Genomic DNA, 14,872 nt, shown 5'->3' on the forward strand with positions numbered 1-14,872 from the left:
GCATGGCGGAGTGAAACATGAGTAAAGATAATCGCGCTCTAAAGAATGAGACGGACGCTGACAGTAACGACGAAGTGCTACAGTGGGTGACGTTTCAGCTTGACGATGAAACCTATGGCATTAATGTCATGCAGGTTCAGGAAGTGCTTCGCTACAGCGAAATAGCACCCGTACCCGGAGCTCCGAACTATGTGTTGGGTATTATTAATTTGCGTGGCAACGTTGTCACCGTTATTGATACTCGCCTTCGCTTTGCTCTGCAGCCTACAGAAGTAACGGATAATACACGTATTGTTATCATTGAATCAGAAAAACAAGTTATTGGCATTTTGGTCGACAGCGTCGCCGAAGTGGTTTACCTGAAGACGTCTGAAATAGACAGCGCACCGAATGTGGGTACCGATGAGAGTGCCCGTTTCATTCAAGGCGTCAGCAACCGAGATGACGAACTGCTGATTCTGGTTGATCTGGATAAAATGCTAACCGATGACGAGTGGGATGAAATTTCTCGTCTGGGTTAATTGCGGGCAGGTGGTTTAACCATGACGCTTTGGCTTATTGCTTTATCAGCGCTGGCTCTTGGGCTGGCGCTGATTGCGTTGGTTGCGGTTATTATGACATCGCGGCGTCAGGCCGAGCTTATTGAGCGCCAACAGCAGCGACTATTAATGCTCACAGAAACGGCGACCGAAGTGCTTTCCCTAAAAGAACAATTGAATGAGCCTAAGCCTGATTCTAACTTCGCGGAAAAGCAGCTGTTGGCGCAGTTAGAACAGCAAGTCTCAACACTTAATGACGAGCAGCGTCGGTTACAGGAAAAACTTCAGGAGCTGGCTGAGCAGGATCCTGGCTCAAAATTATATCATCGAGCAAGTAAGTTAGTAGCCAGTGGCGCAACGGTTGAAGAGCTGATGCACGAGTGCGAGCTACCTCAGGCAGAAGCTGAACTGTTGGTATCCTTGCACCAGCGTAAAGGCTAACCTTCCTCCCATTGTCGCGGAAACTTACCATCCAACAAATAAGCAAAGGCAATAATTTCCGCAATAATAATGTAAAGCTCACGCGGAATTTCATCACCAACATTGAGTTTGGCAAGTGAGTCCGACAAGAGCGGATCTTCATGAACTAACACGCCATGCTCTTTGGCAACGGCGATAATTTCTTCCGCTAGCTCGTCAAATCCGCGAGCGATAACCTTGGGCGCGTTAAAGCCGTCATACGACAGCCCAATGGCTTGCTTCTCTTTTTTGTCCGTCATACTTTCACCCGAATAATGCCACTTTGTTGTGTCGCCAGGGTTTCCGGAATTCGCCCTTGCTGAACGCGAAACTTCACACTGTTAACCTCTAAATCGGACAACCGCTTCTCCAGTTGCTCCAGGTGTTTCTCGATAATGCTTTGCGCTGAAGGTGACTCGGCATAAAAGTCGACTGACGAGCCCTGCGGATGATACCGGCCTTTAACCAGTAAAGCGCCTGTTGCTTCTAACTCAAAGCGTAAGGTGAAAAGCCATAACGTGCGACCCTCCTGCTCCGGCGTATCGGGCTCTCGCTCTGGGCGAATAAGCAACTCGTTTTGTCCGGCCTTTTGTGGGTCGGTCGGCAGCAAAATGAAATACTCAGGCTGCTGCATCGGCGAGTCTTGTAGCCGTGCCTGAGCGCTTTGGGCTGAATTTAGTACGCCAGTGAATAACTGTAGCAGTCGTTGCAGTTGCTGCTGAGGCAATTGCAGTAACAGTTGATTAATGCGCTCGCGCACATCGCCAGCCACTTCTGGTGACGGATTCAGCACCTGCTGTATCAGCGCTTGAGTGAATTGTTTAGGAAGAGCTTGTGTATTGGTCTGCGTGCTGTTTTGTTGACTATTTTGCTGCAAGTTCAACCCCAGCAGCATCATCAACATTTTACCAAGGGAGCCCATTTGCTGGTTTGACTGAACACTGACTGGGCGCGCAGAAAACCAGTCGCTTACCCAACGTTGTAGCGCTTCCGGGCGTTGCATGGATTCGCCCGAGGGTTGTTGTTGCAGTACGACTTTAACTAACTGCTCAATGGCATTAGAGGGGGAACGTAACGCTGTAGTTAAGGTTGAGGCTGTCTGTGCCGCTTGTGCTACCTGAGTTCCGGACATCGTGCTGGTTGTACTTGTACTTGGCGTTGGCACTGCTTTTACACTGGTGTTTATTTTGGCGATAAGCGCAGACAGCTCGGGGATTTTTAATGAAGTATTTGCCGCATTATTGGGTGGCACTGCCGGCTGCGTCGAAAGTTGCGCTTTAATTTGCGCGACCAGTGTTTGCAGAGCTTGCTGAAATTGCTGAGGACTTAACTGGTGCGCTTGTTTAATAGCAATACCTCGCGAGAACTGAACAGGCCTACCTGTGTTAAGCAGAGTTTTCTCAGTCGGTGGCGTCAGGCTGTTGGCTGCAGGTGTCTGTATGGAGGCCGCTTTATTTGCACTAGTCGCCTTTAACAATTTTGTCGCCTGAGAACTTTCAACCAACGCTTTAACAAGCTTGGGCGGCAACTGTGTTATTGGTATATCGACCTTTGCAACCTGCGTTTTTGGCGCCCCGGCCTGCGGTGCGGCCGATTGAGGTTGCCCTGTGTGAGTTTGAGGTGCCGGCTGACCTTGTTGCGTATTGCCACTGGGCGGCAGTTTGCCCAGCGCTTGCGTAACAACCAGTTGCACCACAGGCTTGTTTCCCGGTGTCATCGATATTTGCAGCTGCAATTGCGTTCCCGGGGAAAGTTTTGACGGCAACTGTGCCATAAGTGCTTTTGGTGGGTTTGGCCATTGCCAACCGGCCCCTTGTATCTGAGGAGCTTGTTGTGTATTTCCGCCAGAGCTCCCTCTGGCTTGCGGCAAAAATACAGTGGCCGGTATTTGTAACGTTGGCTGACGTGGCCCTGACGGAGTGCTTCCTGTACCGGTATTTGGACCGGTTAAAATGCGCGCAAGGGTTGCTACGTTTTGCTTATCAATACGAGCCATAGAGCGCTCTGGAGCGTTCAGCATTTGTTGTAACAGTTGCGTGATATCAGCCATGCGCTTTACTCAAATTTTATGGTAGACTCGGTGGCATTTGCGTCAGCTTACCAGTAAGGGCTCAGTTGTAAAATCCGCATGACACAAGAAACTATCGCCAAAGTGCCACTATTGCACGCCGAGCAGCTTAGCTCAACGCGTGGTGGTCGAGTATTGTTTGATGAGCTGAGCTTCCAGTTACACCCTGGTGAGTTATGGCAGGTAACCGGCCCTAATGGGGCAGGCAAGTCAACGTTGCTGAGAATGCTGGCCGGGCTTTTAGAGCCTACTGAAGGGCGTATTCAGTTTAACGGCACAAGCTTGTACGACAACTGGCAAAGCTACTGTCAGCAACTGCTGTTTATTGGTCATAAAGCCGCTGTAAAAGGCGAACTTACCGCATTAGAAAACTTCTATTGGCAACAGCAACTCACCGCTAGCCCTAATACCGATGGCTGGGACTTATTGGAAAAGCTCGGTTTGCTGGGGTTAGAAGATGAGCTCACAGGCCGCTTATCAGCTGGCCAACAGCGACGTGTCGCTTTAACTCGGTTGTGGGCGAATAAGGCAAAGCTGTGGATTCTGGATGAACCCTTTACTTCCTTAGATGTACAAGGGGTTGCTCTGCTGCAAAAGCGCTTTGCTGAACACTTAGCCGACGAAGGCTGTATTATTTTTACTTCGCATCAGTCGCTGACTTTGTCCGAGTTATCGCCCAAACTTATCGACTTAAGTCAGGCTGCCCAGGTTCATAGTGAGGCGGCTTATGATTAACGCTTCCATGAGACAGGTTTGGCTGGCAGTACTGAAACGTGACTTACGCATTGCCGCGCGTCGACGCAGTGACGCCCTAAATCCACTATTGTTTTTACTGATGGTCGTCACTCTGTTTCCGTTGGGCGTCGGTCCGGGGCCTGATATTCTGGCGCGTATAGCGCCCGGGATTATTTGGGTGGCTGCTCTTTTAGCCAGCCTGCTAGGGCTCGAGCGTTTATTTAAAGACGATTTCCAGGACGGCACGCTGGAACAGTTGTGCTTACTGCCACAGCCGCTGGCGTTCACTACAACCGCCAAAGTGATGGCTCACTGGCTGTTAACGGGACTACCTTTAGTCATATTGTCGCCGTTGCTGGCGCTACTGCTAAGCTTGCCGATGCAAGGCTGGTGGGCGTTAGCGCTCAGTTTGCTGCTTGGCACACCAGCTTTGAGTGCACTCGGCGCTATTGGCGCGGCGCTAACCCTCCAGGTTCAGCGCGGCAGTTCACTAATTAGCCTTATCCTTATTCCGTTATTTATCCCGCTGTTGATTTTTGCCACCGCCGCTGTTGAAAATGCCTCTATGGGGCTTGCAGTGCACGGACAATTGGCTATTCTTGCGGCTATTTCTGTTTTGACCATAACATTGTCCCCGCTGGCGATAGCGGCGGGCATAAAAATGAGTGTGAATTAATATGTGGCGATGGTTACACCCTTACGCAAAGCCTGAAGCAACCTATCGACTTGTCGAAAAGTTACTGCCGTGGTTTGCGGCATTAACCTTTATTTCGTTGGCCGTCGGCGTGATTTGGGGCCTGGCATTCGCGCCGGCAGACTACCAGCAGGGCGATAGTTACCGAATTATATTCCTGCATGTACCGGCGGCTATTTTTTCAATGGGCGCGTATGCCGGTATGGCAATAATGGGTGGCATAGCACTTATTTGGCAAATTAAAACAGCGGAGTGGTCGATACCGGCCATAGCCCCTGTCGGAGCTGCGTTGACGGTTGTCGCCTTGTTGACCGGGGCCATTTGGGGTAAGCCCATGTGGGGCACTTGGTGGGTTTGGGACGCACGCCTTACTTCCGAGCTTATTCTTTTATTCTTATACATTGGTGTTATGGCGCTTTATTTTGCTTTCGATGACGCCAGAACAGGCGCTAAAGCCGCTGCCATACTCTCGCTTGTGGGGGTTATTAACCTGCCTATTATTCATTACTCCGTTGAGTGGTGGAATACCCTGCACCAAGGGGCGACTATTACCAAATTTGAGAGACCGTCGATAGCAACCAGTATGCTTATTCCATTATTAATATGCCTGGCAGGCTTCCTATTTTTAACCATTTCACTGGTGATGATGCGGTTAAAAAATGAGATACTACGACATGAATTAGGTCGCCCGTGGGCGCAGCAGGAACTGGAGAAAAACTGATGCCATTCGACAGTTTTCAGGACTTTATCATTATGGGCGGCTATGGCTTATATGTTTGGTTGTCTTTTTTCTTGAGCTTTGTCGTTATTGCGTTAGTTGCGCTGGAAACGGCTATCGCTCGTAAGTCCTTGCGGAAGAAAAGCCAGCAGTTGCAGAATCGTCAGCAGCGCTTAGCCAAGCGACAACGGTCAGTGTCGCAGTAGGAGAGAAGTATGAATCCGAGACGTAAACAAAGACTTACCTGGGTGCTTATTTTAGTGTTCGGGGTGTCTGTAGCGACAGGACTAATGTTGTACGCATTAAGCCAAAGTATTGACTTGTTTTACACGCCGAGCGAGCTGGTAGAAGGTAAGGGCGAAGACAAGCAAAAGCCACAGGTTGGTCAGCGTATGCGTGTTGGCGGCATGGTGGTTGAAGGCTCGGTTAAACGCGACCCGAAAACCCTGGAAGTGTCTTTTAATATTACCGACACAGGCCCTGAAATCACGGTGCTTTATCAAGGTATTTTGCCGGACTTATTCCGCGAAGGTCAGGGCATTGTTGCTCAGGGTGAATTGGTAGAGCCTACCGTTTTGAAAGCAACGGAAGTGCTGGCTAAACACGACGAAGAATATATGCCGCCGGAGTTAGCCGAAAAAATGAAAGGCATTAAGCACGTAAACCCCAACAAATCCTATGAGGATGGTGATCTATGATTGCTGAAGCAGGCCATCTCGCTATAGCCATAGCGCTGGCATTCTCTTGTTTGTTGGCGTTCTACCCCCTTTGGGGCGCAGCCAAAGGCCATGGTGGCATGATGTCACTGGCAAGGCCTTTTGCCCTAGGCCAGTTTTTCTTCACCGCTGTGGCTTTTGGACTATTGGTTTGGGGATTCGTCAGTAATGACTTTAGTATTGCCTATGTTGCTGCAAACTCTAACTCAGACTTACCGGTTGCCTATCGGGTAACAGCGGTATGGGGCTCGCATGAGGGCTCTTTTCTTTTATGGATGCTGATGCAGGCAGGCTGGATAGCGGCCGTTGCGCTGTTTTCACGTTCCATGCCTTTGCCTATGGTGGCGCGGGTTTTAGCCATTCTTGGTTTAATCAGTATTGGCTTCTACTTATTTATGTTGACAGTGTCCAACCCGTTTGACCGCGCGTTACCGTTAATTCCTGTCGACGGACGTGACTTAAACCCACTGTTACAAGACCCGGGCATGATCATTCACCCACCGTTATTGTATATGGGGTACGTAGGCTTCTCGGTGGCCTTTGCGTTTGCCATTGCTGCGCTTATGTCCGGTAAGCTAGATGCAGCCTGGGCACGGTGGTCACGACCGTGGACATTAGCGGCCTGGATTTTCCTGACTCTGGGTATCGCAATCGGTAGTTGGTGGGCCTATTATGAACTTGGCTGGGGTGGCTGGTGGTTCTGGGACCCGGTCGAAAATGCCAGTTTTATGCCGTGGCTGGTTGGAACGGCTTTGCTGCACTCGTTAGCGGTTACCGAAAAGCGGGGCAGTTTCAAGTCCTGGACGGTATTGTTGGCAATAGCCGCCTTTAGTTTGAGCCTGCTGGGTACTTTCCTGGTTCGATCCGGGGTCTTGGTGTCGGTGCATGCCTTTGCGTCAGACCCAACCCGTGGTTTATTTATTTTGGTCTTACTCGCATTGGTTATTGGCGGGTCTTTAATACTGTACGGCATGCGTGCCGGACAAATGCAGAGCTACAGCCGATACGAGCTATTTTCCCGCGAAGTCATGCTGCTGGGTAACAACGTCTTGCTGATGGCTGCGATGGTTGTGGTCTTCCTTGGCACTATGCTTCCGTTAGTGCATAAAGAAACTGGCTTGGGCAGCATTTCAGTCGGTGAGCCCTTCTTCAACAGCGTCTACAGTTGGTTGGTCATTCCATTCGCACTGTTGGTTGGCCTGGGGCCTCTGTTGCGCTGGCGTCGACAGGCACTTAAGCCTCTACTGAAGCCTATTGCGTTGGCACTTAGCCTTGCTGTGGTACTGGCTTATGCGCTACCAAAAATATGGGCTGACGAGTTGCCGACAATGGTGGTTATAGGCTTGTTTTTAGCATTTTGGGTTGGTCTGGCAACAGTAACCGAAGTACAGCAGACAGTGAAACAGCGTAAACAAGGCTGGCATGGTATTACCCGCCTGTCGGGTAGCCACTGGGGCATGGTGCTGGGTCATATAGGCTTTGCAGTAACCTTAATTGGCATCACTCTGGTGTCACATTATGAACAGGAAAGAGACATTGCCTTGGCGCCGGGACAGTCAGTTAACATTATCGGCTACAACGTCAGCTTTGATTCCTTAGACCACCGCGAAGGGCCTAACTACAACTCCGATGCGGGGGAGTTCACTGTTACAAAAAATGGTGAGCTTGTTACTGAGGTGACCAGTGAAAAGCGCTTTTACCGAGTGCAGCGAACCAGCATGACGGAAGTCGGTCTCGATGCAAGCCTATTAAGAGATATCTATATTGCCATGGGCGAACCTCTGGAAGATGGCGCATGGGCGATACGCTTTTACGTTAAGCCATTTGTTCGCTGGATATGGCTTGGTGCGATTATTATGGCAATAGGCGGTGTCTTTGCTATGGCGGATAAACGCTATCGTAAGCGCAAAAACGGAGGGGCAAATGAATAAGAACCTTCGCTGGATAGTTTTATTTGCACCGCTCGTTTTATTTATCGCATTAGCGGCCTTTTTACTAAAAGGGCTGGGCAGTGATCCGACTAAGCTCGATTCAGCTTTAATTAATGAACCGGTACCGGCGTTTAAGACAGTTGATCTTTATGACACCAGCATTGCTTATGATGAGTCAGTGTTAAAAGGTGAACCCATGTTGTTGAATGTATGGGCAACCTGGTGTCCGACGTGTCGTGCAGAGCATGAGTTTTTGAACCAACTAGCGTCAGAAGGTATACCCATTGTCGGCTTAAATTACAAAGATGACTCGCGCGAAAAAGCAGTGAACTGGCTGAATACATTAGGCGACCCATATACGGTCAATTTGTTTGACCCTGAAGGCGATGTTGCCTTTGAATTCGGCGTTTACGGAGCGCCGGAAACGTATTTTATTGATGAAAAAGGCGTTATTCGGTATCGCCATGTCGGCGATGTGAATGCTCGGAATTGGCAAAGTACCTTAAAACCAATTTATGAACAGTTGAAACAGGAGGCACAATGAGTCGGTTACTCCCAATGCTTTTCCTGTTGAGCGCCTTTGCTTTTAGTGTGGTAGCGCAAGATGCGACACAACGCTCGTTTGACAACGAACAGCAACGAGAAGTGTATCAACAGTTGATTAAAGAGCTGCGCTGCCCGAAATGTCAAAATCAAAATATAGCCGACTCTAATGCTCCGCTTGCAGAAGACATGCGCGACAAAAGCTACGAGATGCTGAAAGCGGGTAAGTCGAAGCAGGAAATCATCGACTTTATGGTCGAGCGGTACGGTAACTTTGTGCATTACAAACCGCCGTTTACGGCCGCGACAGCAGTACTTTGGTTCGGCCCTGTGGTTATTTTGATTATCGGTATTGGTGTTGCTGTTTTGCTGACACGCAAGAAAAAAGAGCAAACAGCTTTGACCCCTGAAGAGCGCGCTCAGTTAGAGCAGCTAAGGAAAAACGACAATGACTAGTTTAATCATCGTAATGTTGTTGATGCTGTTAGTTGCTGTCGTTTTTATTCTGTTAGCGACAGGAAAACAGCGACGCATTCTAAAAAGACAGGATGAAAATAAACGCTGGTACGAGCAACGTTTCACGGAGCTTGAAGAAGAGCGCTCATTGCACGGCTTGTCTGATGAAGAGTACGAGTATTCAAAGCAGGAGCTCGATAAAACCTTTGTTAATGACAGTAAGGACATTGAAGAAACTATAGAATGGCGCCCGGCACCCGTCGTATTACCGGCTGTCATTGTTGTGATTATATCGGTTGCTCTGTACTGGAGTTTTGGTAGCTGGCAATTGCAGGAGCAAGCGGCAGACGCTCGTGAGCGTTTACCAGAACTTGGCAAAAAGTTACTGAGCGAACAGACTCAGGCTGCCGATCCGGAAGAACTTAACCTGTTCGCTTTGGGACTTCGTCAGAAGCTTATGAGCGACCCGAATGATGCCATTGCATGGTGGATATATGCGGGGTTAATGGTTGACATTGGCGCACCGGAAGAAGCGGACGAGGCCTTCCAAAAGTCACTAGACTTAGAACCCGAGCGGCTGAATACCCTGGTGAGCTACAGTCGTTTCTTATTAATGTCCGGCTCAGCTCAAAATAAAGCGAAAGCTGCGAATTTGTTAGCCCGGGCATTGAAGCTAAACCCAGCCAATATAGAGGCGCTTTCGCTACTGGGTTTTGTGGCTTATGAACAACAGGACTGGGAGCAGGCAATTCAGGCATGGACGCTGTTACAGCAGCAGTTATCGCCAGGCTCGGAGCGTTATGTGGCTGTTCAGAATGCGTTAGCAGATGCGAAGCAGCAACAGGCTAACGCTGGGGTGACATTAACCGTTACGGTGAACATCGATAATGCGGTTCAGGAGTTTCTGCCCGAAGGTGCAACGTTGTTTGTTTATGTCACCGGAAATGATGCGCCTATGCCAGCAGCGGTGGTCCGCGAGCCGGTCGAAGGCTTTCCTGTGACTTATACCTTATCTAATGCTAATGCTATGTTGCCAGACCATAAATTGTCTGACTTAGACGAGTGGACCGTTCGTGCTCGTGTTTCGCAAGACGAGAACATTGAAGCGGAACCTGGTGATCTGGAAGCGCCAACAGTGACTATTAAAGCTAAAGCGAATCAAACAGCGTCAGTGACTTTATCAACACGGATTCAAGAATGAAAAAATACGGATTGTTACTTTTCTCAGTATTGTTAGTAGGCTGCTCATCGACTCCGGAAGACCCTTATGCCGACCCGCGCGACCCGTTTGAGGATTTTAACCGGGGCATGTGGGAATTTAACCGCGACGTTGATGAAACCGTCATTCAGCCTGCAGCCAATGTTTATGATGACGTACCAAAGCCTATTCGTACGTCACTGTATAATGCTGTTGAAAACTTAGAAGAGCCGTCCTCTTTTGTGAACAATATTCTGCAGTGGAAACTCGGTGATGCCGGTATATCGTTAGGGCGCTTTTTAATTAACTCAACAGTTGGGCTTGTCGGTCTTTTTGATGTGGCTACGCCAATAGGTCTGGAGAAAAAAGAAGAGAGCTTTGGCCAGACTTTAGCTGTTTGGGGCGTTCCTGAAGGACCTTACGTAATGCTGCCGTTAATAGGACCAACGGTGATTGTTGATCGCGGTGGCGATTACGCTGACGGACAATACTTCCCATATCCGTCACTGACCTGGCCAGTCGATATATTTCGTTATACCGTTAAAGGTTTAGAAATGCGCATACGTTTGCGCGACCAGGAACAGGTTCTGGAAAACTCACTTGACCCTTACTCATTCGTTAAAGATGTTTATTATCAGCGTTGGCAAGATCAAGTCTATGATGGCAACCCACCATTACCAGAAGACGATTTTGAAGACTTTGATGACTTCGACGATGATTTTGAGGATTTTGACGACGAGTCACGTTGACGGATCTCTATTCCTGAACAATGCTTAAAACATGGTGAGCGAAGAGAATGAGACCATGTCGAAAGCGCACGTTGCGGTTATTGAAGATGACTTAGTGTTCCAGTCCATGCTGAAAGAGTACCTCTGTCAGCATGGCTATGATGTTCGCTGTGCCGGCGCTGGGCAGCAGGGGCTTGAACTGTGCGAACAGCACTGCCCCGACGTGGTTCTTTGTGACTTAAACCTACCTGACATTAATGGCTTAGAAGTCATTGAAAAGCTATTAAAGGTCTGTGCTCACCTGCCTATCATTGTTATTTCAGCATCTGAAAAAATGTCAGATATCCGTGAAGCAGTTCGTCTTGGTGCTTGGGATTACCTTGTTAAACCACTACAAAGTCTCGATGTATTAGACAGCGCCATAGGCCATTGTCTGGAACGTCATGAGCTCGAAGCCTCTTATTTACACGATATTTGGGAGCTAGATGCTCACATCAATGTGATTTACCAAGACGATATGATAGCCGGCAAGCTGACAGAAGAGCTTTTGCCCAAAAGCCCTCTCAGAGTTGGGGCGTACAATTTCGAATGTATGACAGACCCTGCCGATACAACGCCTACCTGGGTTGACTATCGCTCTTTAGGAAACGGCAAAGTATTAGTGGTTATGGCGGCGGCGCAAAACGCAACTGAGCAAAACTTGGTGCCATTATTGGTGCTTAAAACCTTGGTTGACCCTGTCATACGCCAGTATCTATCGGGCATGGATAACACCCTGGTGCTGCCGGGTTCGCTATTAGAGCATTTGAATATTGAGCTTTGCCACTCTCAGGTCAGAACCGCCTTCGATATTCTGGCGGGTGTGCTGGATACAGAAACTGGACAGTGGCAATGGGCGCAGGCGGGCGATAAATTAGAGCCTTCACCCAGTGCGAAACCGGACTTAGCGCTGGGTATTTGGAAACATGCGAATTATCGTACGCATCAATTAGAGTCCTTGCATCGTCTGCACTGTCGCAGTTATGGCAAAGAACTTATTGTGAGCGCTGAGCCTCAAATTGCTTAATAGCTTTGTCGATATAGGGCATCGACATATTGATATTAATAGGCTGGGTGAATAGCGGATAGCCAATACCTGCCGCGAGTAGCGCGAGCAACTTCCACCATCCTTCTACCTCTACCACCAAAAAAAAGATAACGCAGATAGGAACCAGCTTCGCTAAGTTACAAATAAGTCGGCGGGGGACTGGCATTTTCTGCTGGGCGATTGATAGAATCATCGCACGCTCAGTAAAACTGTATGAGTCAAGCTGTGGTATTTTGCGGGAAGAAAAATATAACGCCATAATTTGTTTTATTGAATTTTGTACAATGGCTTGCATTGTAACACGCTTAGCGGGTATAAACTTGCCCTCTTTATTTGAATGAATTTATTGTAAGGACAGCAGCTATGGTCAAAAAAGTTGTAATACCGGTCGCGGGACTCGGCACCCGGATGCTACCGGCAACCAAAGCCATTCCAAAGGAAATGTTACCACTGGTCGACAGACCGCTTATTCAATACATTGTCGAAGAGTGCGCGGCAGCTGGCCTTACCGATGTTATTTTGGTAACGCACTCGAGTAAGAACTCAATTGAAAACCATTTTGATACCAGTTTCGAATTAGAAACTACGCTTGAGCAACGCGTTAAGCGACAATTGTTAGCGGAAGTGCAGGCTATTTGCCCCCAGAACACAACCATTATGCACGTGCGTCAGGGCCAGGCGAAAGGCCTGGGTCACGCGGTACTCTGTGCAAAACCGCTTGTCGGCAATGAGCCATTCGCTGTTGTATTGCCTGATGTTTTAGTAGACGAAGCCAGCTGCAGTTTAAACCGCGATAACTTAGCCGAAATGGTTAGAAACTTTGATGAAACAGGTCATTCTCAGGTGATGGTTGAGAAAGTGCCGCAGGAAGACGTCAGCAAATACGGTATTGCGGATATTGGTGGCGAAGAGTTGAAGCCGGGCGAACAATCGCCGATTACTCAGTTGGTTGAGAAGCCGTCTAAAGAAGAAGCGCCATCTGACTTGGCTGTGGTGGGACGTTATGTATTCTCGGCTGACCTATGGCCACTGCTGGAAAAAACACCGGTTGGTGCGGGTAATGAAATACAGCTAACGGATGCAATGGCAATGTTGCTTGAAAAGCAGTCGGTAAATGCTTACTACATGAAAGGCAAAAGCCATGACTGCGGTAATAAGCTTGGCTATGCACAAGCTTTTATTGAACACGCGATGCGCCACCCAGAACTGGGTAGCGACATGAAGCAGTATATTAAGTCGTTAAAAAGCGCTTAAATTGCAAAAAAGCGCTAAACTCGGGCTGTTAATACGGCCCGAATTGGCGCTTTATAACCTTCCACGGTTAAATCCGGGTTCTTAGCATCCAAAAAGTCGGCTAAAGACTCACCCGTCATCCAATCTGTGCGCCTTTGCTCTTCAAGCGAGGTCGTGTTGTGATCAACAATTGCAATGTCTTTAAAGCCTAACCGCTCTAGCCATACCGATAAGGCCTTTGCACTGGGTAAAAACCAAACATTTCGCATTTGAGCATAACGCTCGCCGGGCAGCATAACCGTTGTTTCGTCGCCTTCAACGACAATGGTTTCTAATACCAGCTGGCCCCCCGGCTTTATGAGCGATTTAAGCTCCTGCAAAAACGCCAGAGGCGAGCGACGATGATACAAAACGCCCATGCTGAATACGGTATCAAAGCTCTTTAACTCCGGCATGTGCTCAATGCCGACTGGGAAAAAGTGTGCTTTGTTCTGGTACTTTGCCGGCATCATGTTGCGAATAGCCTGGAACTGCATTAAAAACAGTTCGCCCGGGTCTATGCCCCAGACTCTCTCGGCACCCGCTTCAAGCATGCGCCATAAATGATACCCACTACCGCAGCCGACATCTAACACCTGCTTACCTTTTAAATCATCGATATGAGGTTTTACACGTTGCCATTTCCAGTCTGATCGCCATTCGGTATCAATAAACACTCCAAATAGGTCAAACGGTCCTTTACGCCAGGGTTGTAACTGCTGAAGCAGGCCGGTAATGCGAGCGCGATCTGAATCGGATGCTTCTTCCGGAGAACCTACGGTGACGGTGTCGCCTAACTGGCAGTTTTCGGTCGGAATGTGGGGTAACTGCTCAATTACGCGTTGCCAGCGTTTTAAATTGCCGTGAGGGTTGTTGTTAAAGACCGTCAGCTGCGGCGCTAACGTATCCAGCCATTGTTTGTGCGGACTGCCGATTAGCGCTTTCAGGTCGTTGCTAAAGTCAATCATTGTTGAGTTATAATCCTTTATTTAACCGCTAGCATGGCTGCGAAATTAAAACACTGGAACCATACAGTATGATGTTTAAAGCCGACTTTTTGAAAACGCTGCTCATGTGCCTCTAAGGTATCAATTTTCATGACGTTTTCGATAGCTGCCCGCTTTTGGCTAATCTCCAGTTCGCTGTAACCGTTAGCGCGTTTGAAGTCGTGATGTAAATCGACCAGCATGTCGTTCATAGATTCATCCGCATGGCGAAACTTCTCGGCAATGAGCAACACTCCACCGTCAGTTAATCCGCCGTAAATACGCTGGATCATGGCTTCGCGTTTTTCTGGTGGCACAAATTGTAAGGTAAAGTTCAAAACCACCACCGATGCGTTTTCAATGACAGTGTTGGTAATGTCCTCACAACGCAGCTCCACGGGAACCTGACTTTTAAAGCCGCCTAAATGTAACTCCGCACGCTCAACCATAGGTTCGGAGTTATCAACCGCGACAATTTTACAACCGTCAAAGTTTTCGCAGCCCTTGCGCATAGCCAGTGTCGCAGCACCTAACGAACAGCCTAAGTCGAACAACTGAGTATTCTTCTGCGCATAACGACTTACCAATTGGGGCAAGGTTTGCAGAATACTCGAGTAGCCGGGCACCGAGCGATTGATCATATCGGGAAACACTTCAACAACTTGCTGGTCAAAGCAGAAGTCAGACACACTCGGCAGAGGTTTAGAAAAAATAGTGTCGTGTTGGCTCATGGGTCAACTTA

General features: G+C 48.7%; 19 protein-coding genes. 14 read left to right on the plus strand and 5 right to left on the minus strand.

Features of this window, described 5'->3' with window-relative positions; all coding sequences use genetic code 11:
* Window positions 1-17: 17 nt before the first annotated feature.
* Entirely contained in the window at window positions 18-521 is a 504-nt protein-coding gene (locus tag CWI73_RS10280; RefSeq protein ID WP_126752704.1) for a chemotaxis protein CheW, read from the plus strand.
* Between the two features lie 21 nt (window positions 522-542).
* Window positions 543-980: a DUF2802 domain-containing protein gene (locus CWI73_RS10285; RefSeq protein WP_053952939.1), complete on the plus strand. Its 438-nt coding sequence runs from the start codon at window positions 543-545 to the stop codon at window positions 978-980.
* Here CWI73_RS10285 and CWI73_RS10290 read toward each other — a convergent pair.
* Together CWI73_RS10290 and fliK are read right to left on the minus strand one after the other, a co-directional pair.
* Complete coding sequence (locus CWI73_RS10290) at window positions 977-1,258, minus strand: EscU/YscU/HrcU family type III secretion system export apparatus switch protein (RefSeq protein WP_053952938.1); 282 nt, start codon at window positions 1,256-1,258, stop codon at window positions 977-979. The two genes, CWI73_RS10285 and CWI73_RS10290, sit on opposite strands and share 4 nt — an antisense overlap.
* Window positions 1,255-3,048, minus strand: a complete 1,794-nt coding sequence (gene fliK, locus CWI73_RS10295) for a flagellar hook-length control protein FliK (protein WP_241968884.1) — start codon at window positions 3,046-3,048, stop codon at window positions 1,255-1,257. Before fliK ends, CWI73_RS10290 begins: the two co-directional genes overlap by 4 nt.
* Window positions 3,049-3,126: 78 nt before the next feature.
* Here fliK and ccmA point away from each other — a divergent pair, with 78 nt between their 5' ends.
* The 11 genes from ccmA to CWI73_RS10350 are packed head-to-tail and all read left to right on the plus strand — an operon-like array spanning window position 3,127 to window position 11,851.
* Window positions 3,127-3,801 (plus strand): cytochrome c biogenesis heme-transporting ATPase CcmA, encoded by a 675-nt coding sequence (gene ccmA, locus CWI73_RS10300; protein WP_126752705.1) that lies wholly within the window; start codon window positions 3,127-3,129, stop codon window positions 3,799-3,801.
* Window positions 3,794-4,477, plus strand: a complete 684-nt coding sequence (ccmB, locus tag CWI73_RS10305; protein WP_053952935.1) for a heme exporter protein CcmB — start codon at window positions 3,794-3,796, stop codon at window positions 4,475-4,477. The genes ccmA and ccmB overlap by 8 nt, the downstream gene beginning before the upstream one ends.
* 1 nt (window position 4,478) lies before the next feature.
* Entirely contained in the window at window positions 4,479-5,216 is a 738-nt protein-coding gene (locus CWI73_RS10310) for a heme ABC transporter permease (protein WP_126752706.1), read from the plus strand.
* Window positions 5,216-5,419: a heme exporter protein CcmD gene (gene ccmD, locus CWI73_RS10315; RefSeq protein ID WP_058579495.1), complete on the plus strand. Its 204-nt coding sequence runs from the start codon at window positions 5,216-5,218 to the stop codon at window positions 5,417-5,419. The genes CWI73_RS10310 and ccmD overlap by 1 nt, the downstream gene beginning before the upstream one ends.
* Before the next feature lie 9 nt (window positions 5,420-5,428).
* Window positions 5,429-5,911 carry a cytochrome c maturation protein CcmE gene (ccmE, locus tag CWI73_RS10320; protein ID WP_126752707.1) on the plus strand — a complete coding sequence of 161 codons (483 nt, stop codon included), beginning with the start codon at window positions 5,429-5,431 and terminating at the stop codon, window positions 5,909-5,911.
* A complete protein-coding gene (locus tag CWI73_RS10325) occupies window positions 5,908-7,860 on the plus strand; it encodes a heme lyase CcmF/NrfE family subunit (protein ID WP_126752708.1) in 1,953 nt (650 codons plus the stop codon). Before ccmE ends, CWI73_RS10325 begins: the two co-directional genes overlap by 4 nt.
* Entirely contained in the window at window positions 7,853-8,404 is a 552-nt protein-coding gene (locus CWI73_RS10330; RefSeq protein WP_126752709.1) for a DsbE family thiol:disulfide interchange protein, read from the plus strand. The genes CWI73_RS10325 and CWI73_RS10330 overlap by 8 nt, the downstream gene beginning before the upstream one ends.
* Window positions 8,401-8,859: a cytochrome c-type biogenesis protein gene (locus CWI73_RS10335; RefSeq protein ID WP_126752710.1), complete on the plus strand. Its 459-nt coding sequence runs from the start codon at window positions 8,401-8,403 to the stop codon at window positions 8,857-8,859. The genes CWI73_RS10330 and CWI73_RS10335 overlap by 4 nt, the downstream gene beginning before the upstream one ends.
* The gene (ccmI, locus tag CWI73_RS10340; protein WP_126752711.1) at window positions 8,852-10,060 is read left to right on the plus strand and encodes a c-type cytochrome biogenesis protein CcmI; all 1,209 of its coding nucleotides are present in this window, start codon (window positions 8,852-8,854) and stop codon (window positions 10,058-10,060) included. The genes CWI73_RS10335 and ccmI overlap by 8 nt, the downstream gene beginning before the upstream one ends.
* Entirely contained in the window at window positions 10,057-10,806 is a 750-nt protein-coding gene (locus tag CWI73_RS10345) for an MlaA family lipoprotein (protein ID WP_126752712.1), read from the plus strand. Before ccmI ends, CWI73_RS10345 begins: the two co-directional genes overlap by 4 nt.
* Window positions 10,807-10,861: 55 nt before the next feature.
* Window positions 10,862-11,851 carry a response regulator gene (locus CWI73_RS10350; RefSeq protein ID WP_126752713.1) on the plus strand — a complete coding sequence of 330 codons (990 nt, stop codon included), beginning with the start codon at window positions 10,862-10,864 and terminating at the stop codon, window positions 11,849-11,851.
* On the opposite strand, the gene CWI73_RS10355 is transcribed toward CWI73_RS10350, so the two are convergent.
* Complete coding sequence (locus CWI73_RS10355; RefSeq protein WP_241968885.1) at window positions 11,820-12,167, minus strand: DUF6170 family protein; 348 nt, start codon at window positions 12,165-12,167, stop codon at window positions 11,820-11,822. The genes CWI73_RS10350 and CWI73_RS10355 overlap by 32 nt on opposite strands.
* 68 nt (window positions 12,168-12,235) lie before the next feature.
* Between CWI73_RS10355 and galU the strand changes: the two genes are divergently transcribed.
* Entirely contained in the window at window positions 12,236-13,126 is an 891-nt protein-coding gene (gene galU / locus CWI73_RS10360; protein ID WP_126752714.1) for a UTP--glucose-1-phosphate uridylyltransferase GalU, read from the plus strand.
* Window positions 13,127-13,140: 14 nt separating this feature from the next.
* Here the strand turns inward: galU and cmoB are convergent, their stop codons facing one another.
* Both cmoB and cmoA read right to left on the minus strand, forming a co-directional pair.
* A complete protein-coding gene (cmoB, locus tag CWI73_RS10365; RefSeq protein WP_126752715.1) occupies window positions 13,141-14,112 on the minus strand; it encodes a tRNA 5-methoxyuridine(34)/uridine 5-oxyacetic acid(34) synthase CmoB in 972 nt (323 codons plus the stop codon).
* A 17-nt stretch (window positions 14,113-14,129) separates the two neighbouring features.
* Window positions 14,130-14,861 (minus strand): carboxy-S-adenosyl-L-methionine synthase CmoA, encoded by a 732-nt coding sequence (cmoA, locus tag CWI73_RS10370; protein ID WP_126752716.1) that lies wholly within the window; start codon window positions 14,859-14,861, stop codon window positions 14,130-14,132.
* Window positions 14,862-14,872 lie beyond the last annotated feature (11 nt).

This window comes from Idiomarina piscisalsi (genome assembly GCF_003987095.1).
Taxonomy (GTDB): Bacteria; Pseudomonadota; Gammaproteobacteria; order Enterobacterales; family Alteromonadaceae; genus Idiomarina; species Idiomarina piscisalsi.